This window comes from Kitasatospora sp. CM 4170, from assembly GCF_032110285.1.
GTDB lineage: Bacteria > Actinomycetota > Actinomycetes > Streptomycetales > Streptomycetaceae > Kitasatospora > Kitasatospora aburaviensis.
On the sequence record NZ_CP134877.1, the window covers coordinates 2,619,025 to 2,634,100 of the forward strand.

At 73.9% G+C, this 15,076-nt stretch carries 13 protein-coding genes; 10 read left to right on the forward strand and 3 right to left on the reverse strand.

Annotation, left to right across the window (positions count from 1 at the left end; all coding sequences use genetic code 11):
• Window positions 1-128: 128 nt before the first annotated feature.
• The 7 genes from RMN57_RS10570 (at window position 129) to RMN57_RS10600 (ending at window position 8,297) form a co-directional block, all read left to right on the forward strand.
• Window positions 129-599, forward strand: coding sequence for a hypothetical protein (locus tag RMN57_RS10570; RefSeq protein ID WP_313763133.1), 471 nt, complete (start codon window positions 129-131; stop codon window positions 597-599).
• Window positions 600-663: 64 nt separating this feature from the next.
• On the forward strand, window positions 664-2,811 hold the full coding sequence (locus tag RMN57_RS10575) for a DUF6571 family protein (RefSeq protein ID WP_313763134.1): 2,148 nt from the start codon (window positions 664-666) through the stop codon (window positions 2,809-2,811).
• Window positions 2,812-2,818: 7 nt separating this feature from the next.
• Window positions 2,819-3,913 carry a hypothetical protein gene (locus RMN57_RS10580; RefSeq protein ID WP_313763135.1) on the forward strand — a complete coding sequence of 365 codons (1,095 nt, stop codon included), beginning with the start codon at window positions 2,819-2,821 and terminating at the stop codon, window positions 3,911-3,913.
• Window positions 3,914-4,082: 169 nt separating this feature from the next.
• Entirely contained in the window at window positions 4,083-5,138 is a 1,056-nt protein-coding gene (locus tag RMN57_RS10585; RefSeq protein WP_313763136.1) for a hypothetical protein, read from the forward strand.
• Window positions 5,135-6,601 carry a histidine kinase gene (locus RMN57_RS10590; protein ID WP_313763137.1) on the forward strand — a complete coding sequence of 489 codons (1,467 nt, stop codon included), beginning with the start codon at window positions 5,135-5,137 and terminating at the stop codon, window positions 6,599-6,601. Before RMN57_RS10585 ends, RMN57_RS10590 begins: the two co-directional genes overlap by 4 nt.
• 188 nt (window positions 6,602-6,789) lie before the next feature.
• Entirely contained in the window at window positions 6,790-7,446 is a 657-nt protein-coding gene (locus RMN57_RS10595) for a response regulator transcription factor (protein ID WP_313767775.1), read from the forward strand.
• Window positions 7,447-7,625: 179 nt separating this feature from the next.
• The gene (locus RMN57_RS10600) at window positions 7,626-8,297 is read left to right on the forward strand and encodes a Pr6Pr family membrane protein (protein WP_313763138.1); all 672 of its coding nucleotides are present in this window, start codon (window positions 7,626-7,628) and stop codon (window positions 8,295-8,297) included.
• A 47-nt stretch (window positions 8,298-8,344) separates the two neighbouring features.
• On the opposite strand, the gene RMN57_RS10605 is transcribed toward RMN57_RS10600, so the two are convergent.
• The 3 genes from RMN57_RS10605 to RMN57_RS10615 all read right to left on the reverse strand — a co-directional run bounded on the left by RMN57_RS10605 (window position 8,345) and on the right by RMN57_RS10615 (window position 10,743).
• A complete protein-coding gene (locus RMN57_RS10605) occupies window positions 8,345-8,719 on the reverse strand; it encodes a toxin Doc (protein WP_313763139.1) in 375 nt (124 codons plus the stop codon).
• Between the two features lie 43 nt (window positions 8,720-8,762).
• Window positions 8,763-8,975 carry a hypothetical protein gene (locus tag RMN57_RS10610; protein ID WP_313763140.1) on the reverse strand — a complete coding sequence of 71 codons (213 nt, stop codon included), beginning with the start codon at window positions 8,973-8,975 and terminating at the stop codon, window positions 8,763-8,765.
• Between the two features lie 160 nt (window positions 8,976-9,135).
• Window positions 9,136-10,743 (reverse strand): ABC-F family ATP-binding cassette domain-containing protein, encoded by a 1,608-nt coding sequence (locus tag RMN57_RS10615; protein ID WP_313763141.1) that lies wholly within the window; start codon window positions 10,741-10,743, stop codon window positions 9,136-9,138.
• 542 nt (window positions 10,744-11,285) lie between these two features.
• On the opposite strand from RMN57_RS10615, the gene RMN57_RS10620 reads away from it, so the two are divergent.
• From RMN57_RS10620 to RMN57_RS10630, 3 genes are all read left to right on the forward strand, one after another.
• The gene (locus RMN57_RS10620; protein WP_313763142.1) at window positions 11,286-12,482 is read left to right on the forward strand and encodes a hypothetical protein; all 1,197 of its coding nucleotides are present in this window, start codon (window positions 11,286-11,288) and stop codon (window positions 12,480-12,482) included.
• Between the two features lie 123 nt (window positions 12,483-12,605).
• The gene (locus RMN57_RS10625) at window positions 12,606-14,243 is read left to right on the forward strand and encodes an ABC-F family ATP-binding cassette domain-containing protein (RefSeq protein ID WP_313763143.1); all 1,638 of its coding nucleotides are present in this window, start codon (window positions 12,606-12,608) and stop codon (window positions 14,241-14,243) included.
• A gap of 105 nt (window positions 14,244-14,348) precedes the next feature.
• Window positions 14,349-15,026 (forward strand): nitroreductase family protein, encoded by a 678-nt coding sequence (locus RMN57_RS10630; RefSeq protein ID WP_313763144.1) that lies wholly within the window; start codon window positions 14,349-14,351, stop codon window positions 15,024-15,026.
• The last annotated feature ends 50 nt before the right edge of the window (window positions 15,027-15,076 follow it).

A 15,076-nucleotide genomic window follows, 5' to 3' on the forward strand; every position in this document is an offset into this window, starting at 1 on the left:
GAGTACATAACGCGGCTACCGGAACCGCCGCTACTGATGGTGCGTCAGTACACCGACGGGCGGACCGTTCGGCCGTCCGGCCCGGGGGGGTGCTGACCCCTCGTCGAGGATGAGGAGAGCGGACACACATGGTCTTCCCAGATTTCACCACCGGGCCGGTCTCACCGGCGTCACCGCCCGGCGCGCCGCGCAACCCGGCGCCGGACACCGTCGTTCCGATCTCCGCCCCGGGCACCTCCCCGTTCGCGGCCGGCCCGACGCCCAGCCCCTCCCCCGGCCCGGCCCCGACGCTGCCCACCACCCGGCTGGACCACCCGTACGAGCTCGGCGCCTCGGCGGGGATCGCCCGGCAGATCGCCACCGACCTGGACAACGCCAACGGCAAGGGCGGCAACAACCTCGCCGAGCACGCGAGCGGCGCGGCCGTGAAGATCCGCGGCTTCGCCTTCGGCGGCGCCCTCACCAGTTGCACCGAGCGCTGGCTGCAGCAGTGCAAGTCTCTGCACGACAAGCTCACCGGCACCGCCGACAAGCTGGACGCCACCCAGCGCAACTACCAGGCCAACGAGCACTCCACAGCCGGCCAGTTCGGCCACTGAACGCGCGGGCGCCGAGAGCGCCGCGGCACCGAGGACCAGCGAACCGCGAGAGGAGTCCAGGGACATGGTGTCCTTCCAGGAACTGCACGAGGCCGACTTCGCCGGCGTCACCGAGACCGCCGAGGCCTGGGCCAACATGGCCAAGGCCCTCGACGGGCTCGACGGCCGGGTGGGCCGGGACCTCACCAACACCCCGCAGCGGGCCGGCTGGCAGGGAGGGGCGGCGGACGACGCGGGCCGGACCCTCCAGACCATCGACACGGACTTCACCCAGGCCGCGGGTGTCGCCCGGGCCCTCGCGGCGATCATCAAGGACGCCGCCGAGGACTTCACCGCCGCCCGCCGGGACCTCGACACGGCGCTCCACGACGCGGCCGAACAGAAGCTCACCGTCGCCGCCGACGGGGCGGTCAGCTGGCCGCCGATGTCCTCCGAAGGTCGCAACGACCCCGACTACCAGGAGGTCCAGCGCAAGTACCAGGAGGACATGAAAGGCAAGGCCGAGACCATCTCCAACCGGCTGACCAAGGCCGTCGAGAAGGCCGCCGCAGCCGACCAGCGTGCCTCCACCGCCCTGCAGGGCGACGTCGGCACCAGCACCACCTCCTTCAACTCGCGCCCGTACGGTGGCGGCGACGCGGCCGACGCCAAGCGCGCCACCGATCTGATGAGCAAGGGCGGCAGCCTCTCCGACGAGGAGCGCAAGCGGCTGCAGGACCTGATGGCCGCCAACTCCGGCTCCAAGGAGTTCTCCACCACGCTGCTCAACGGCCTCAAGGCGGGCGACAAGACCGGCCCGGACGCGCTGCTGGTGTACGCCAAGGTCTACGGCGACCTGTCCCACGGCGACCGCAACGCCAAGGACTACCAGGACATCTACGGCAACCTCTCCCAGGTGCTCGCCACCGCCACCAAGGACGGCGGGATGGGCAAGGAGTGGGAGGACAACCTGCTCAAGGCCGCCCGCAAGCCCGGCGGTTCGGCCGCCGGCTTCAACGACAACTACCCGGCGCTGACCGAGCTGATGGGCGCCAAGGGCACCTACGACAAGGGGTTCCTGGAGAAGGTCGGCAACGACCTGGTCGACTACGAGCACAACAGCAAGCGCAAGGGCGAGGACCTCTGGGGCCCGCTCTACAGCGGTGTGATGGACAAGCAGGGCGACCCGATGGGCGGCCTGATGCGGGCGATGAGCCGCAACCCGGAGGCCTCCAAGGAGTTCCTCGACCCCGCCGCCAACAAGAACCTCGACTACCTGCTCAAGGAGCGGAAGTGGCCCAACCAGGGCTACGAGGACAAGCAGTTCGACAGCATCGCGCGCAACACCTCCCGCGGCGCCTTCGGCGACGCCCTGGAGGCCGCCGCCACCGGCCGCGACCCGCACGGCAACCAGCCGCCCCGCCCGCACGACGCGGCGATGTCCCGGATCATGAACGAGACCGTCGCCACCCTCGGCGGCGACAAGGCCGGCGCCGAGAACAGCCTGCCCGCCGGCCTGCGCCGTCCGCTCGGCAACATGATCGCCGACTACGCCCCGGACGTGCACGAGATCCTCGGCAAGGAGATCCGCGGCGGCTCCGAACCCAGCGGCCTCACCTTCAGCCGTGAGCAGCTGCTGCGCACCATCCGCGGTGCCGCCGAGGATCCGGAGGCCTTCCGGGTCATCCACACCGCGGAGAGCCAGGAGATCGCCCGCCGGATGGACACCTACGGTCCGCAGGACTTCAAGCCGGACGCGACCGGCCGGGTGAACCCGAAGTTCGCCGGCTTCACCCAGGAGGCCGGCCAGGCCCTCGGCGCCCTCGACGGCGTGCGCGGCGACGTCCTGATCGACCACCGCGAGGACCAGAAGTTCAAGAACAACTGGCAGTCGAAGATCGACTACCACATCTACGGCACACCGGTGAACTACTTCCTCCCCGCCCCGTTCGGCGACATCGCCCAGCGCCTGGTCGACGTCGGCACCGCCGACTACGCCAACAAGGCCAACGCCGAGCTCGACACCAAGGCCCAGGGCGACCTCAGCAAGAACTACTCCGCGGGCGAGGAGCAGCTCAAGGCCATGATCGAGTACAAGGCAGCCGTGTCGGGCCTCTCCCAGAAGGACATAGACACCACCGGGGGCGTGACGCAGCAACTCATGGAGGACGTCACGCAGAACTACTCGACCGCGATCGACCGCACGTACAACGGCGCACTCGGCAGGGGATGAGAACAGCGTGACTTCGGAACGGAACCGCGTGGACGAGCCGAACGGGCAGACGGGCACGGGCCCGCTGCGGCGGGCCGACGACGCCCTCACCCGGCGCGGGTTCACCACCCGGCGGCTGCGGCTCCGGGCGGCGGCCGTGATCGTGGTGATCGCGGCCGGCGTCTCGGGGGTGCTGCTGTACAAGCTGACCAACGTGCTCGGGCCGGACACGGTCTGCGGCGGCGCCGCGACCGCGGACCAGCTGCACGCGGCGCTGGGGCCGGGCCGGATCAGCGAGGAGAGGAGCGACGGCTACGCCCCCGGAGCCTACGACCGGGCGGCCACCTGCGTGGCGAAGGTCTCGTCCGGACTGTTCGGGGCGTCGGAGCGGACCGCGTCGTTCGCCCTCCAGGTCAACCCGGACGAGATCGCACCGCCGACGGCTCCGGATGCCCGGCTGTTCGCCGGGGGTTCGGCCGGGGCCGCGCTGCCGTCCCGGGCCTGGGCCGTGCTCCCGGAGGGCTGCCCCCGGGGGATGCGCGCCGAGGTCGGCCTCGGCGGGGACACCGCGGACGGCGACCGCGGCCAGGGGCTTGCCGAGCTGGCGGTGGCCTACGCCGACACCGCCGCCAAGGCCAAGGGGTGCGGCACCGGGAAGCTTCCGGCGCCGACCGTGCTCTCCGCGGCAGCCGCGCCACAGCCGGTCGACTTCGGCAAGGTCTGCGGCCTGCCGGGGCTGGCCCCCACCCGGGCCCCCGGCGCCGACGGCGGCGGGTACCGGCAGCAGGCCACCGCCGCGTTCGCCCCGGTGTGGTCCTGCGAGATCGGCTATCCGACCGGCGGCAGCCCGCTCGTCTCCTTCGCGATCGCCACCGACCCGCGGGTCACCGGCCTCGACCCGAAGGACGCGCGCACCGCGGCCTACGGACGCGCGCAGTGGATCGGCGCGTCCGGCCACAACGTGGTCGCCGACTGCCAGGGCAGGCCGACGTACTTCCACCTGGACTGGCGGGGCGGCACCGGTGTCGGTGACCGCGGGGTCTTCACGGACGGGAACGAGCTCTGGCGCCAGTTCCTGACCGCCGGCGGCAAGGCCGTCGGCTGCGAGCCGATCGTCCCGTAGCGGGCGAGCCGTCTCGTCCCGTAGCGGGCGAGCCCTCTCGTAGCCGGGGGTCCGCCGGCCGGGCCGGGCCTCGGGGAGGAGGCCCGGCCCGGCGGATCCCCCGGCAGGGGGACGCGGATCGCGAGCCGGGGGGAGGCCGGGGCGGGCCACCGCACGGGAGGGTGGGCCCATGACCACGAAGAGTCCCCTCCACCGGGTCCGCACGGTGGCGGCCGGTGCGGCCGTCGCCGCGACGGTGCCGTATCTGACGCTCAAGCTGCTCTGGCTGACCGGTCACCCGGTGGGGGCCGGCGACACCGCCTCGATGGACGACCTCTGGCTGGTCAACCTGCTGACCTTCGGCATGGACGCCGTCGCCGTGCTGCTCGCCCTCGCCTTCGTCCGGCCCTGGGGTCGGCGGGCCCCGGCCGGGCTGCTGGCCTTCCCGATGTGGGTCGCGACCGGACTGCTCGGGACCATCCTGGTGGCGCTGCCCCTGATCCTGCTGAGCACGCTCGTACTCGGCCCCGACGCGTCCTCCGACGACGACGGCCCCGGTGGCCTCAGCGACTGGGTGTTCACGGTGGTGTACGGCGGGTTCGCCGTCCAGGGCGTCGCACTGATCGTCGGCTTCCTGCTCTACACCCGGGAGCGCTGGGGCAGCCTGCTGCGCGAGCGGATCGGCGACCTGCCCGACTCGCCCACGCTCACCCTGCAGCGGGCCTTCGCCGGGGTGGCCGGCCTGGTCGCCCTCGGGGTGGCCGCGGCCCGGTTCTACTGGTCCGCCGGCGGGACGGTCGGGCTGCCCGCCGCCTGGGTGCAGGAGCGCGGCCGGAGCGTGGCGGTGATGGACCTGGTGACCGCCCTCATGGCGGTGGCCGCCACCGCGGCGCTGCTGGTGCTGGTGTTCCGGATCCGGCCGGAGCGGCGGCTGCGGGTGCCGCTGGCCGTGGTGTGGACCGCGGCCGGGTCGCTGTTCGGTTGGGGCGCCTGGCAGTTGGTGGCGTTCGGGACCGTCACCGACGTGTCCGATCCGCAGAAGACGGTGCCCGGGCTGCTCCCCCTGGTGGAGGCGGCGCAGGTGATCGCCGGGCTGCTGGTGCTGGCGGTGGGTGCGATCGCCCTGGTCGAGCGGGCCGCCGCGCGGGCAGCGGCGGTGGCGCCGGCCGGGGTGGGCACGGCGGTGGCGCCAGCCGGGCCGACGGCCGTCCCCGCGGCCGTCGCTGACGTAGAGTCGGCCCGGTGAGCACGGGGGCGGGCGCAGCGGGAACGGGCACGACGGCGGGAACGGGCACGACGGGGACGGACACCGCGGCGGCGGGCACCGACCCGGGGGTGGAGGCCGACCCGGGGGTGGAGGCCGACCCCGGCACAGGAGCCGACGCGGACACAGGAGCCGGCCCGGGCACGGGACTCGGCCCGGGCTCGCGACGGCACGGCCTCCGCCGCCTGCTGCGGCGGGCGGGGAGCGCACTGCTCGGTCGGCGGGCCCGGCTGCGCTGGGTGCACCTGGTGCTCGGCGGGGCGCTGCTGATGCCGTACTGGATGCTCTCGGTCGTCCTGCTCGGGGCGCTCGATCCGGAGAACGGCCCGCTGCACCAGGTCCTCCTCCAGCTGTCCTCGCTCGCCCTCTCCCTGCCGATGGCCGCCGTCACCGCGCTGGTGCCCACCGTCCGGGCGCTGGAGGGCGCGGCCGCCCGGGCGCTCGGCGCCCCGGAGCGGGCCGAGGAGGTCTCCACCGGCCCGGCCCGGTCCTGGGCGGCCCGGCGCCGCACCTCCGTCTGGTACGTGCTCCACGTGCTGTTCGGCGGGGTGGTCAGCGGGATGACGCTGGCCGGGGTGCCGTTCGCCGTGGTGCTGATCTGGTCGCCGCTGGGCGGGACTCCGGTCGACGAGGCGCTGCCGTACTGGCAGGACCGCGGCGTCCCGTTCCTCCTGCCCGGCCCGGCGCTCGGTCTGGCCCTGCTGCTGCTGATCACCGCGACCAGTGCGGGGCTCGGGGCGCTCCTGGCCCGCTGGGCGCCGGTGCTGCTCGGTCCGACCCCGGAGGAGCGGCTGGCCGCCGCCGAGCGGCGGGCCGCGATGCTCGCCCAGCGCAACCGGCTGGCGCGCGAGCTGCACGACTCGGTCGGCCACGCGCTCAGCGCCGTCGGCATCCAGGCCTCGGCGGCCGCGCGGGTGCTGCGCACCGACCCGGACTTCGCCGAGGAGGCGCTGCGGGCGATCGGCGAGACCGCGCGGGCCGCCGTCGCCGAGCTCGACGCCGTCCTCGGCCTGCTGCGCGAGGAGGACCGGAGCGACGCCGGGCCCACCGGACCCACCCTGGCCGGGCTCGACGACCTGCTGCGCCAGCTCGCCGGCACCGGCCTGCGGATCGACGCCGACCTCGCGCCCGGCCTCGACCGGCTGCCCACCGCCTTCTCCCGCGAGGCGTACCGGATCGTGCAGGAGGGCCTGACCAACGTGCTGCGGCACGCCGGGCCGACGGCGCCCGCCGGGCTCCGGGTGGGGCTGGCCGCGGGGCTGCTGGAGATCGAGCTGACCAACCCGCTCGGCACCGCCCGGCCCAGCCGGCCCGGCGGCGGGCGCGGGCTGCGCGGGATCGGCGAGCGCGCGGCCGTCCTGCGCGGCGAGTGCACGGCCGGGCCGACCGAGGACGGGGCGAGCTGGCGGCTGGCCGTCCGGCTGCCCGTGGGAGGAACGGGTTGAGCAGGAGGAACGGGTTGAGCGGGGAAGCGGCGGCGCCCGGCGGACCGGTGCCGGCGGCGCCGGCGGAAGCGGAAGCAGTACAGGTGAGAGCGGTGGAGGCGACAGCGGTGGAGGCCGGAGCGGTGCAGGTGGGAGCGGCGGCGGCGGACGGGGCCGCGGCGGGCGGCGCGGGGGCGGCGGCCGGGTCCGTGCGGGTGGTGATCGCGGACGACGAGCGGCTGGTGCGGATGGGCCTGCGGGTGGTGATCGACGCCGAGCCCGACCTGACCGTGGTCGGCGAGGCCGCGGACGGCGCCGAGGTCGTGCCGCTGGTGCGCTCGCTGCGGCCGGACGTGGTGCTGATGGACGTCCGGATGCCCGGCATCGACGGCATCCGCGCCACCGAGCAGCTGGTCGGCGGGATGGAGTCGCCGCCGAAGATCCTGGTGGTGACCACCTTCGAGCACGACGACCACGTGTACGACGCGCTGCGCGCGGGTGCCGCGGGGTTCCTGCTCAAGCGGTCCAGCGTGGAGGAGATGGTCCAGGCGGTGCGGCTGGTCGCGCGCGGGGACTCGCTGCTCTTCCCGGCCGCGGTGCGCGAGCTCGCGCTGCGGCAGGTCCCGGCGGGGCGGCGCGGCGCCGTCCCGGGGAAGGGCCCGATCGGCCGGCTCACCGAGCGGGAGGGCCAGGTCCTGCGGCTGATGGCCGCCGGGCTGAACAACGGCGAGATCGCCGGGAGGCTGGTGGTCAGCCAGGAGACGGTGAAGACCCACGTCGCCAGCGTGCTCTCCAAGCTGGGCGCCCGGGACCGCACCCAGGCGGTGATCGCCGCGTACGAGTCGGGCTTCGTGCTGCCGGGATAGCGGTGGCGGAGGGCGCCGGGGTGGCGGCGCGCGCCGGGGCCGCGGGGTGGCGGCCCCGGGCCCGAGCGGGGCTGCCGGAACGTTTCTTCCTTTCCGGACATACCAGCGAGTAGAGTGCGGCCTTCCCCCGTCTACCGCCCGATACCTCCCGTATCGGCCCGAAACGAACTGGTGGCCGCATGTCAGTCCGGACCAGCCCCGCGCTCTGGTGGCGCATGGGCATCGTGCTCTCGGCGGGCCTCGGCCTGACCCTCGGGACGTCGAGCCTGGTCTACTTCACCGTCCAGAGCAACGTGATCGTGCTCGGCTACTTCATCGGCGCGGTGTACTGGATGATCGAGCGCGGCACGGTGGACGCGCCCGCGCCCCGGCTGCGCGGGGCCGCCACGCTCTACATCCTGATAACCGGTCTGGTCTCGCACATCCTGCTGGAGCACGGCGCCAACCCGCTGCCGGGGCTGTTCGACGGGCCGGACAAGCTGCAGCACTGGTCGTCGTTCTTCCTGCACTACGTCACACCGGTACTGGTGATCGCCGACTGGCTGGCGCTGAAGCCGCGCAACGCCTCGGCCTGGCGGGACATCCCGCTCTGGCTGGCCTTCCCGCTCGGGTACGCGGCGATCGTGCTGGCCCGCAACGCGCTGTTCTCGAACTACCCGCTGCCCTACCCCTACTTCTTCTTCGACCCGACCACCAAGGGCTACGGCTACGTCTGGGGCCAGATCGCGCTGCTGACCGTGGAGTTCATCGTGCTCGCCGCCGCCGTGGTGGGCCTGGACCGGCTGGGCACCCTGGTCGCCGGCCGGCTCCGCCCGGCCGCCGCGCAGTCCGGCACGGAGCCCGCGGCCTGACGGTCCGTCGCGGACACGTCGTCCGACCGTCCGTCGCGGCGGCCGTCTCAGATCCGCCAGCAGCGGATCCGGTCGGCCGCCGCGTAGACGTCCGCCCGCCCCTCACCGATGTCCCGGGCCAGCTCCACCAGGGCACCGTACGGCGGGTCGATGCCCTCCTTCGCGGCGTGCATGTACGCCGCGGTGGCCATGCAGGCGTAGAGGTTGTTGCGCACCGGCAGTGGCCGCAGCAGCACGATCGTGTGCATCAGGGTGGCCGCGCACCAGGCCGGGTCGGCGTCGTGGCCGAGCTGTGCGGTGTTGACCCGGTGCCGCGCCACCGCCGCCTGCAGCGCCGAGTAGTCCCGGACGCTCAGGTCCTCCGGCGAGGCCTGCTCCTGTACGTCGAGCAGCCAGCGAAGGTCGACGTGGAGCAGCGTCACTCCGTCACCCCTGTGCCGCCGCGCACCCTCGTACCCGCCCGGCTCACGCCGCCGGCGCGTCCTCCGGGAACGCCGCGTCGAACTCCGCCCGGTGCGACGCCCAGAACGCCACCGCATGCTCGACGAAGTCCCGTCGCTGCTGCTCCCGCACGCTCAGGTCGTGGACGTACGCCTTGACACTCTTCCCGTCGGCGGCGGCCGCCGCCCGGATCGCGGCGAGTTCGTGCTCCGTGTACTCGATGTTGAGTGCAGGCATGGCGCCGATGGTACTGGAGCGGTACCGCCCGGGGAACCGGAACGACGCCAACCGACCGGCGCTCCGGGCGGGTTGTGCGCCCCCGGCAGGATCGGCGATCCCTCCGGGGGCGCCGGCCGGCGCCCCCGGTGACGCTCCGACCGCCGTCGGGTCCGGGCCGCTACATCGGCTCCACCGCCCGCAGTTCGCCGTCCAGCTCCAGCCAGCGGGTGATCCCCAGGCCGCGCAGGAACGGCAGGTCGTGGCTGGCGACGATCAGCGCACCCTGGTAGGCGGCCAGCGCCTGGGTGAGCTGGCGGACGCTGGCCAGGTCGAGGTTGTTGGTCGGCTCGTCGAGCAGCAGCAGCTGCGGCGGCGGGTCGGCCAGCAGCAGCGCGGCCAGGGTGGCGCGGAACCGCTCGCCGCCGGAGAGCGTGGCGGCGGGCTGGTCCGCCCGGCCGCCGCGGAACAGGAAGCGGGCCAGCCGGGCCCGGATCGCGTTGTCCCCGGCGTTCGGCGCGAACAGCTTGACGTTCCCCGCCACGGTGAGCCGGTCGTCCAGCAGGTCGAGCCGCTGCGGCAGGTGGCGCAGCGGCACCGGGGTGGTCACCTCGCCCTCCAGCGGGGCGAGTTCACCGGCGATGGTGCGCAGCAGGGTGGTCTTGCCGGCCCCGTTGCGGCCGATCAGGGCGATCCGCTCGGGGCCGCGCAGGTCGAGGTCGGCGGTGGTGCCGTAGGGCAGCCGGACCTTCTGCAGGGTGAGCACCGTGCGGCCGGCCGGAACGGCCGTGCGGGGCAGGTCGATCCGGATCTCGGCGTCGTCGCGGACGGCCTCCTCGGCTTCGGTGAGCCGCTGCCTGGCCTCGTCCAGCCGCTCGGTGTGCATGCCCTGGAGCCGGCCGGCCGTCTCCTGGCCCTGGCGTTTGAGCTTGCCGGCGAAGATGTGCGGGTCGTTGCGGGTGACCGAGCGCTTCTTGCCGTAGCTGGCGCTGCGCTCCAGCCGGATCCGGGCCTCGGCCAAGTCCCGCTTCTGTCGCTGGACGTCGGCCTCGGCGTTGCGCAGCAGCCGCTCGGCCGTCTCCTGCTGGGCGGCGAGGGTGCGCTCGTAGTCGGTGAAGTTGCCGCCGTACCAGGTGACCTGCCCGTCCCTCAGATCGGCGATCTGGTCGACGTGCTGGAGCAGCTCGCGGTCGTGGCTGACGATCAGCATCACGCCGTGCCAGCCCGCCACCGTCTCGTAGAGCCGCTCGCGGGCGGCCCGGTCGAGGTTGTTGGTGGGCTCGTCGAGCAGCAGCACGTCGGGGCGGCGCATCAGCAGGGCGGCCAGGCGCAGCAGGACGGCCTCGCCGCCGGAGAGTTCGGCGGTGGTGCGGTCGAGGCCGAGCCGCTGGAGCCCGAGCCGGTCGAGGGTGGCGCGGGCGCGCTCCTCGACGTCCCAGTCGTCCCCGACGGCGTCGAAGTGCTCCTGGCGGGTGTCGCCGGCCTCGACGGCGTGCAGGGCCTCGCGGACGGCCCGGATGCCGAGCGCCTCGTCGACCCGCAGCCCGGTGTCGAGGGTGAGGCCCTGCGGCAGGTGGCCGAGCTCGCCGCCGACCTTGACGGTGCCGGCGGTGGGGGTGAGCTCGCCCGCGATCAGGCGCAGCAGCGTGGACTTGCCGGCGCCGTTGAGCCCGATCAGGCCGGTGCGGCCGGGGCCGACGGCGAGGTGGAAGCCGTCGAGGACGGTCCTGCCGTCGGGCCAGTCGAAGGCGAGGTCGGTGCAGAGGACGGAGGTGCTGGGTTGTGCCATGAGTGGCCTCCCGGGTGGTTGCCTGCGGTCTGGGGGAGCAACACGGGAGACACCGCGGGAGTGCGGGGAGCCTGGGGGGACGGCCGGGGCCGTCACGGGGACGGAGGGCCGGCCGGCTCACCACTGAGGTCGCGCACTCGCACACTCGCGCACCACGCGCAGCGGGGCTGCGGCAGCACAGCGGGCTGCATCGGGACAGCAGGGCTGCACGGGCAGCGCTGTCGCAGCACCACTGCCGCGGCAGGCCTGCGTCAGCAGGGCTGCGTCGTGGCGGGGGCGGTGTCTCGGGACCTCAGTAGAGCAACGGCCTTCTCCTGTTCCGGCGGGTGGCAGGGATCACGCTACGAAGGCCGGCCGGGGTCCGCAACGGGTTTTTCGGCGCGCTTCGCGTGCCGATCACGTGCCGATCCGGTGACGGGCGCGTCCCGGTCCGGTCCGGGCGTAAGGACGCCTTTATCCGCATGGCAGACTCCTCCTGCCGTACCCGCGGGCCCGGGCGGTCCCGGGCCGTACGGCGCTCATCCACAGGGGGAACTGAACTCATGTCACCGATATCCCGGACGACGCGCGCCGCGCTGGGCGCCTCGGTCGTCGCACTGACGATGGTGGTCGCGACGGCGTGCGGGCCGGACAACGACCCGGCCGGGGCCCAGACCGCGGCTCCCACCGCCGCCGTCACCAGCACCGACAAGCCGGGCGCCGCCCCGATCAAGCTGCCCAGCCTCGACGAGCTGAAGAAGTGGAAGTTCGAGGACTGGGAGAAGTTCGCCCAGCAGAACGTGATCACTCCGGCCGTGAAGGGCTACTGGGACCTCCAGAAGATCCTGAAGGCCAAGCCGTCCAAGCCCGGCCCGGGCAACCAGCCCTCGGCGCAGCCCACCGCCCAGCCGACCGGTTCGGCGCCCGCGCAGCCCACCGCCCAGCCGCCGGCCGACAACGGCAACGACCCGCTGCCGAAGCTGGTCGAGATGAAGCCGCTCCCGCACCCGTTCGCCAAGAACCTCCACGTGAACGGCAAGCTGTTCTTCCAGGACGGCAACCAGGAGTACGTCTGCTCCGGCACCGTGGTCTCCGACCCGGCCAACCCCGGCAAGAGCAACCTGGTCTGGACCGCCAGCCACTGCCTGCACGGCGGCAAGGGCGGCAAGTCCCACACCAACATCGTCTTCGCCCCGGCGTTCAACAGCAGCGGCGCGCTGAGCGGCGGCAAGCAGGCCTCGCTGGCGCAGGCCGAGCCGTACGGCGAGTGGGGCGCGGTCGCCGGCATCATCTCCCCGACCTGGGCGGGCGAGGCCGACGCGGAGTACGGCGGCGCGTGGAGCCAGTACGACTTCGGGATCATCAAGGTGGCCAACCCGGACGGCAGCAACAAGTCGCTGGAGGAGGTCGTCGGCGGCTCGGTGCCGGTCTGGTTCAACGCCCCGCGCGACCAGATCACCGCCGTGAGCAGCTACGGCTACCCGGCAGGCAAGCCCTTCGACGGCATGGAGCTGGACCGCTGCGAGGCCGGCAAGCCGGTCCGCCACACCATCGACCCGAGCCGCCCGGCGATGCTCACCATCGGCTGCAACGGCACCGGCGGCGACAGCGGCGGCGGCTGGTTCGCGATGAAGGACGGCAAGCAGGTGCTGGTCTCGGACACCTCCATCGGGGGCAACGACAACACCTGGGAGGCCGGCCCGTACCTGGACGACGTCGCCCAGCACGCGCTGGAGTACATCTCCAAGAAGGCCAAGTGACCCCGGGCACGTCCTGAGGACGCGGGGGCCGCAGCCGACGGGCTGCGGCCCCCGCGCCGTTCCCCGCCCTCCCGGGTCCGCGCTCCCGGCCACGCGCCCCGCTCTCCTAGAATCGGGGGCATCATGAGCGCCACACTCGTAGTCAAGGACCTCAGCGCCGGCCACGGCGACCGCAGCCTCTTCTCCGGCCTGGACCTGGTCGTCGCCCCCGGCGACGTGATCGGGCTGGTCGGGGTGAACGGCGCCGGCAAGTCGACCCTGCTGCGGCTGCTCGCCGGGCTGGACGCCCCCGAGGGCGGCTCGCTGCGGCTCAGCCCGGCGAGCGCCAACATCGGCCACCTGCCGCAGGAGCCGGAGCGCCGCGAGGGCGAGTCGGTCCGGCAGTTCCTGGCCCGCCGGACCGGCGTGGCCGCCGCGCAGACGGCACTGGACGAGGCCACCGAGGGCCTGGTCGAGGGCCGGCCCGGCGCCGACGACGCCTACGCGACGAGCCTGGACCGCTGGCTGGACCTGGGCGGCGCCGACCTGGAGGAGCGCGCCGAGGAGGTCGCCGACTCGCTCGGGCTGAAGGTCTCGCTGGACCTGCCGATGACCGCGCTCTCCGGCGGCCAGGCGGCCCGGGCCGGCCTCGCCTCGCTGCTGCTCTCCCGCTACGACGTCTTCCTGCTCGACGAGCCGACCAACGACCTCGACCTCGACGGCCTGGAGCGGCTGGAGGCCTTCGTCAAGGGCCTGCGCGCCGGGACGGTGCTGATCAGCCACGACCGCGAGTTCCTGGCCCGCACCGTCACCCGGGTGCTGGAGCTGGACCTCGCCCAGCAGCAGGTCAACCTGTACGGCGGCGGCTACGAGGCGTACCTGGAGGAGCGCGCGGTGGCCCGCCGGCACGCCCGCGAGGACTACGAGGAGTACGCCGACACCAAGGCCTCGCTGGAGGCGCGGGCCCGGATGCAGCGCGGCTGGATGGAGCACGGCGTGCGCAACGCCCGCCGCAAGTCGAGCGACAACGACAAGATCGGGCGCGCGATGCGCGCCGAGTCCACCGAGAAGCAGGCCTCCAAGGCCCGGCAGACCCAGCGGATGATCGAGCGGCTGGACGTGGTCGAGGAGCCGCGCAAGGAGTGGGAGCTGCGGATGGAGATCGCCACCGCACCGCGCTCCGGCGCCGTGGTCGCGACCCTGCGCGGGGCCGCCGCCCGGCGCGGGGACTTCGCCTTCGGCCCGGTGGACCTGCAGATCGACTGGGCCGACCGGGTCGCCATCACCGGCGGCAACGGCGCGGGCAAGTCCACCCTGCTGGCCGCGCTGCTCGGGCGGCTCGAACTCGACTCCGGCAGCGCCGTACTGGGCTCCGGCGTGGTGGTCGGCGAGGTGGACCAGGCGCGCGGCCTCTTCCTGGGCGGCGAGCCGCTGGCGGAGGCCTTCGCCGCCGCGGTCCCGGAGTTCACGCCGGAGGAGGTGCGCACCCTGCTGGCCAAGTTCGGGCTGAAGGCGGCGCACGTGCTGCGCCCGGCCGGCACCCTCTCGCCCGGCGAGCGCACCCGGGCGGCGCTGGCGCTGCTCCAGGCCCGCGGGGTCAACCTGCTGGTGCTGGACGAGCCCACCAACCACCTGGACCTGCCCGCCATCGAGCAGCTGGAGTCCGCGCTCGCCTCGTACACCGGCACGCTGCTGCTGGTCACGCACGACCGGCGGATGCTGGACACGGTGGCGGTGAACCGGCGGATCGAGGTCCGGGACGGGCGCGTCCACGAGAACTGAACCAGCGCGGCGGCGCCGCCCGGCCACCGCTCCCCGACGGCCGGGCGGTCCGGAATTGGTCTCGACCTCTTCCCGGACCGCCCGTCATGTGCTGTGCTGTCGGCCATGGTTGACAGCACAGCGGCGGCCGGAACCTCGTACCCGAGCGTTCCGCACCGCCCGATGACGGTGCCCGCCCACGAGGCGGAGGCCCGCAGCAGGTCCTTCCACGACGTGATGGCGCGACGCCGGACCGTCCGCGACTACTCGACCGCGCCGATCCCGGACGGCGTGCTGGAATGGGCGGTCCGCACCGCCGGCACCGCCCCCAGCGGCGCGCACGTCCAGCCCTGGCGGTTCGTGGTGATCACCGACCCGGAGCGCAAGCGGCGGCTGCGCGAGGCCGCCGAGGCGGAGGAGCGCGAGTTCTACGCACACCGGGCGTCCGAGGAGTGGCTGGCGGCGCTGGCGCCGATCGGCACCGACTGGCGGAAGCCCTTCCTGGAGGACGCGCCCGCGGTGATCGTCGTCTTCGAGGTGCACAAGGGCCCGGACTCGCCGCGCCCGTACTACACCAAGGAGTCGGTCGGCATCGCGGTCGGCCTGCTGCTTGCCTCGCTGCACCAGGCCGGGCTGGCGACGCTCACCCACACGCCGAGCCCGATGAAGTTCCTCAACGAGGTGTGCGACCGGCCGGCCGAGGAGCGGGCCGCCTACGTCATCCCGGTCGGCTACCCGGCGGACGGCGCGCGCGTCCCCGACCTACGGCGCAAGGAGCTCGGCGACCTCCTGGTTCGCCTCTGACGCGCCCCGGGGCGGCGCCCGCGCTCCGGCGGTTCGCCGGTGGTCGCTTG

Coding starts and splice junctions, on each gene's coding strand:
- RMN57_RS10570 (WP_313763133.1), top strand. CDS start 129: ATGGTCTTCCCAGATTTCACCACCGGGCCGGTCTCACCGGCGTCACCG.
- RMN57_RS10575 (WP_313763134.1), top strand. CDS start 664: ATGGTGTCCTTCCAGGAACTGCACGAGGCCGACTTCGCCGGCGTCACC.
- RMN57_RS10585 (WP_313763136.1), top strand. CDS start 4,083: ATGACCACGAAGAGTCCCCTCCACCGGGTCCGCACGGTGGCGGCCGGT.
- RMN57_RS10600 (WP_313763138.1), top strand. CDS start 7,626: ATGTCAGTCCGGACCAGCCCCGCGCTCTGGTGGCGCATGGGCATCGTG.
- RMN57_RS10610 (WP_313763140.1), bottom strand. CDS start 8,975: ATGCCTGCACTCAACATCGAGTACACGGAGCACGAACTCGCCGCGATC.
- RMN57_RS10615 (WP_313763141.1), bottom strand. CDS start 10,743: ATGGCACAACCCAGCACCTCCGTCCTCTGCACCGACCTCGCCTTCGAC.
- RMN57_RS10620 (WP_313763142.1), top strand. CDS start 11,286: ATGTCACCGATATCCCGGACGACGCGCGCCGCGCTGGGCGCCTCGGTC.
- RMN57_RS10625 (WP_313763143.1), top strand. CDS start 12,606: ATGAGCGCCACACTCGTAGTCAAGGACCTCAGCGCCGGCCACGGCGAC.
- RMN57_RS10630 (WP_313763144.1), top strand. CDS start 14,349: ATGGTTGACAGCACAGCGGCGGCCGGAACCTCGTACCCGAGCGTTCCG.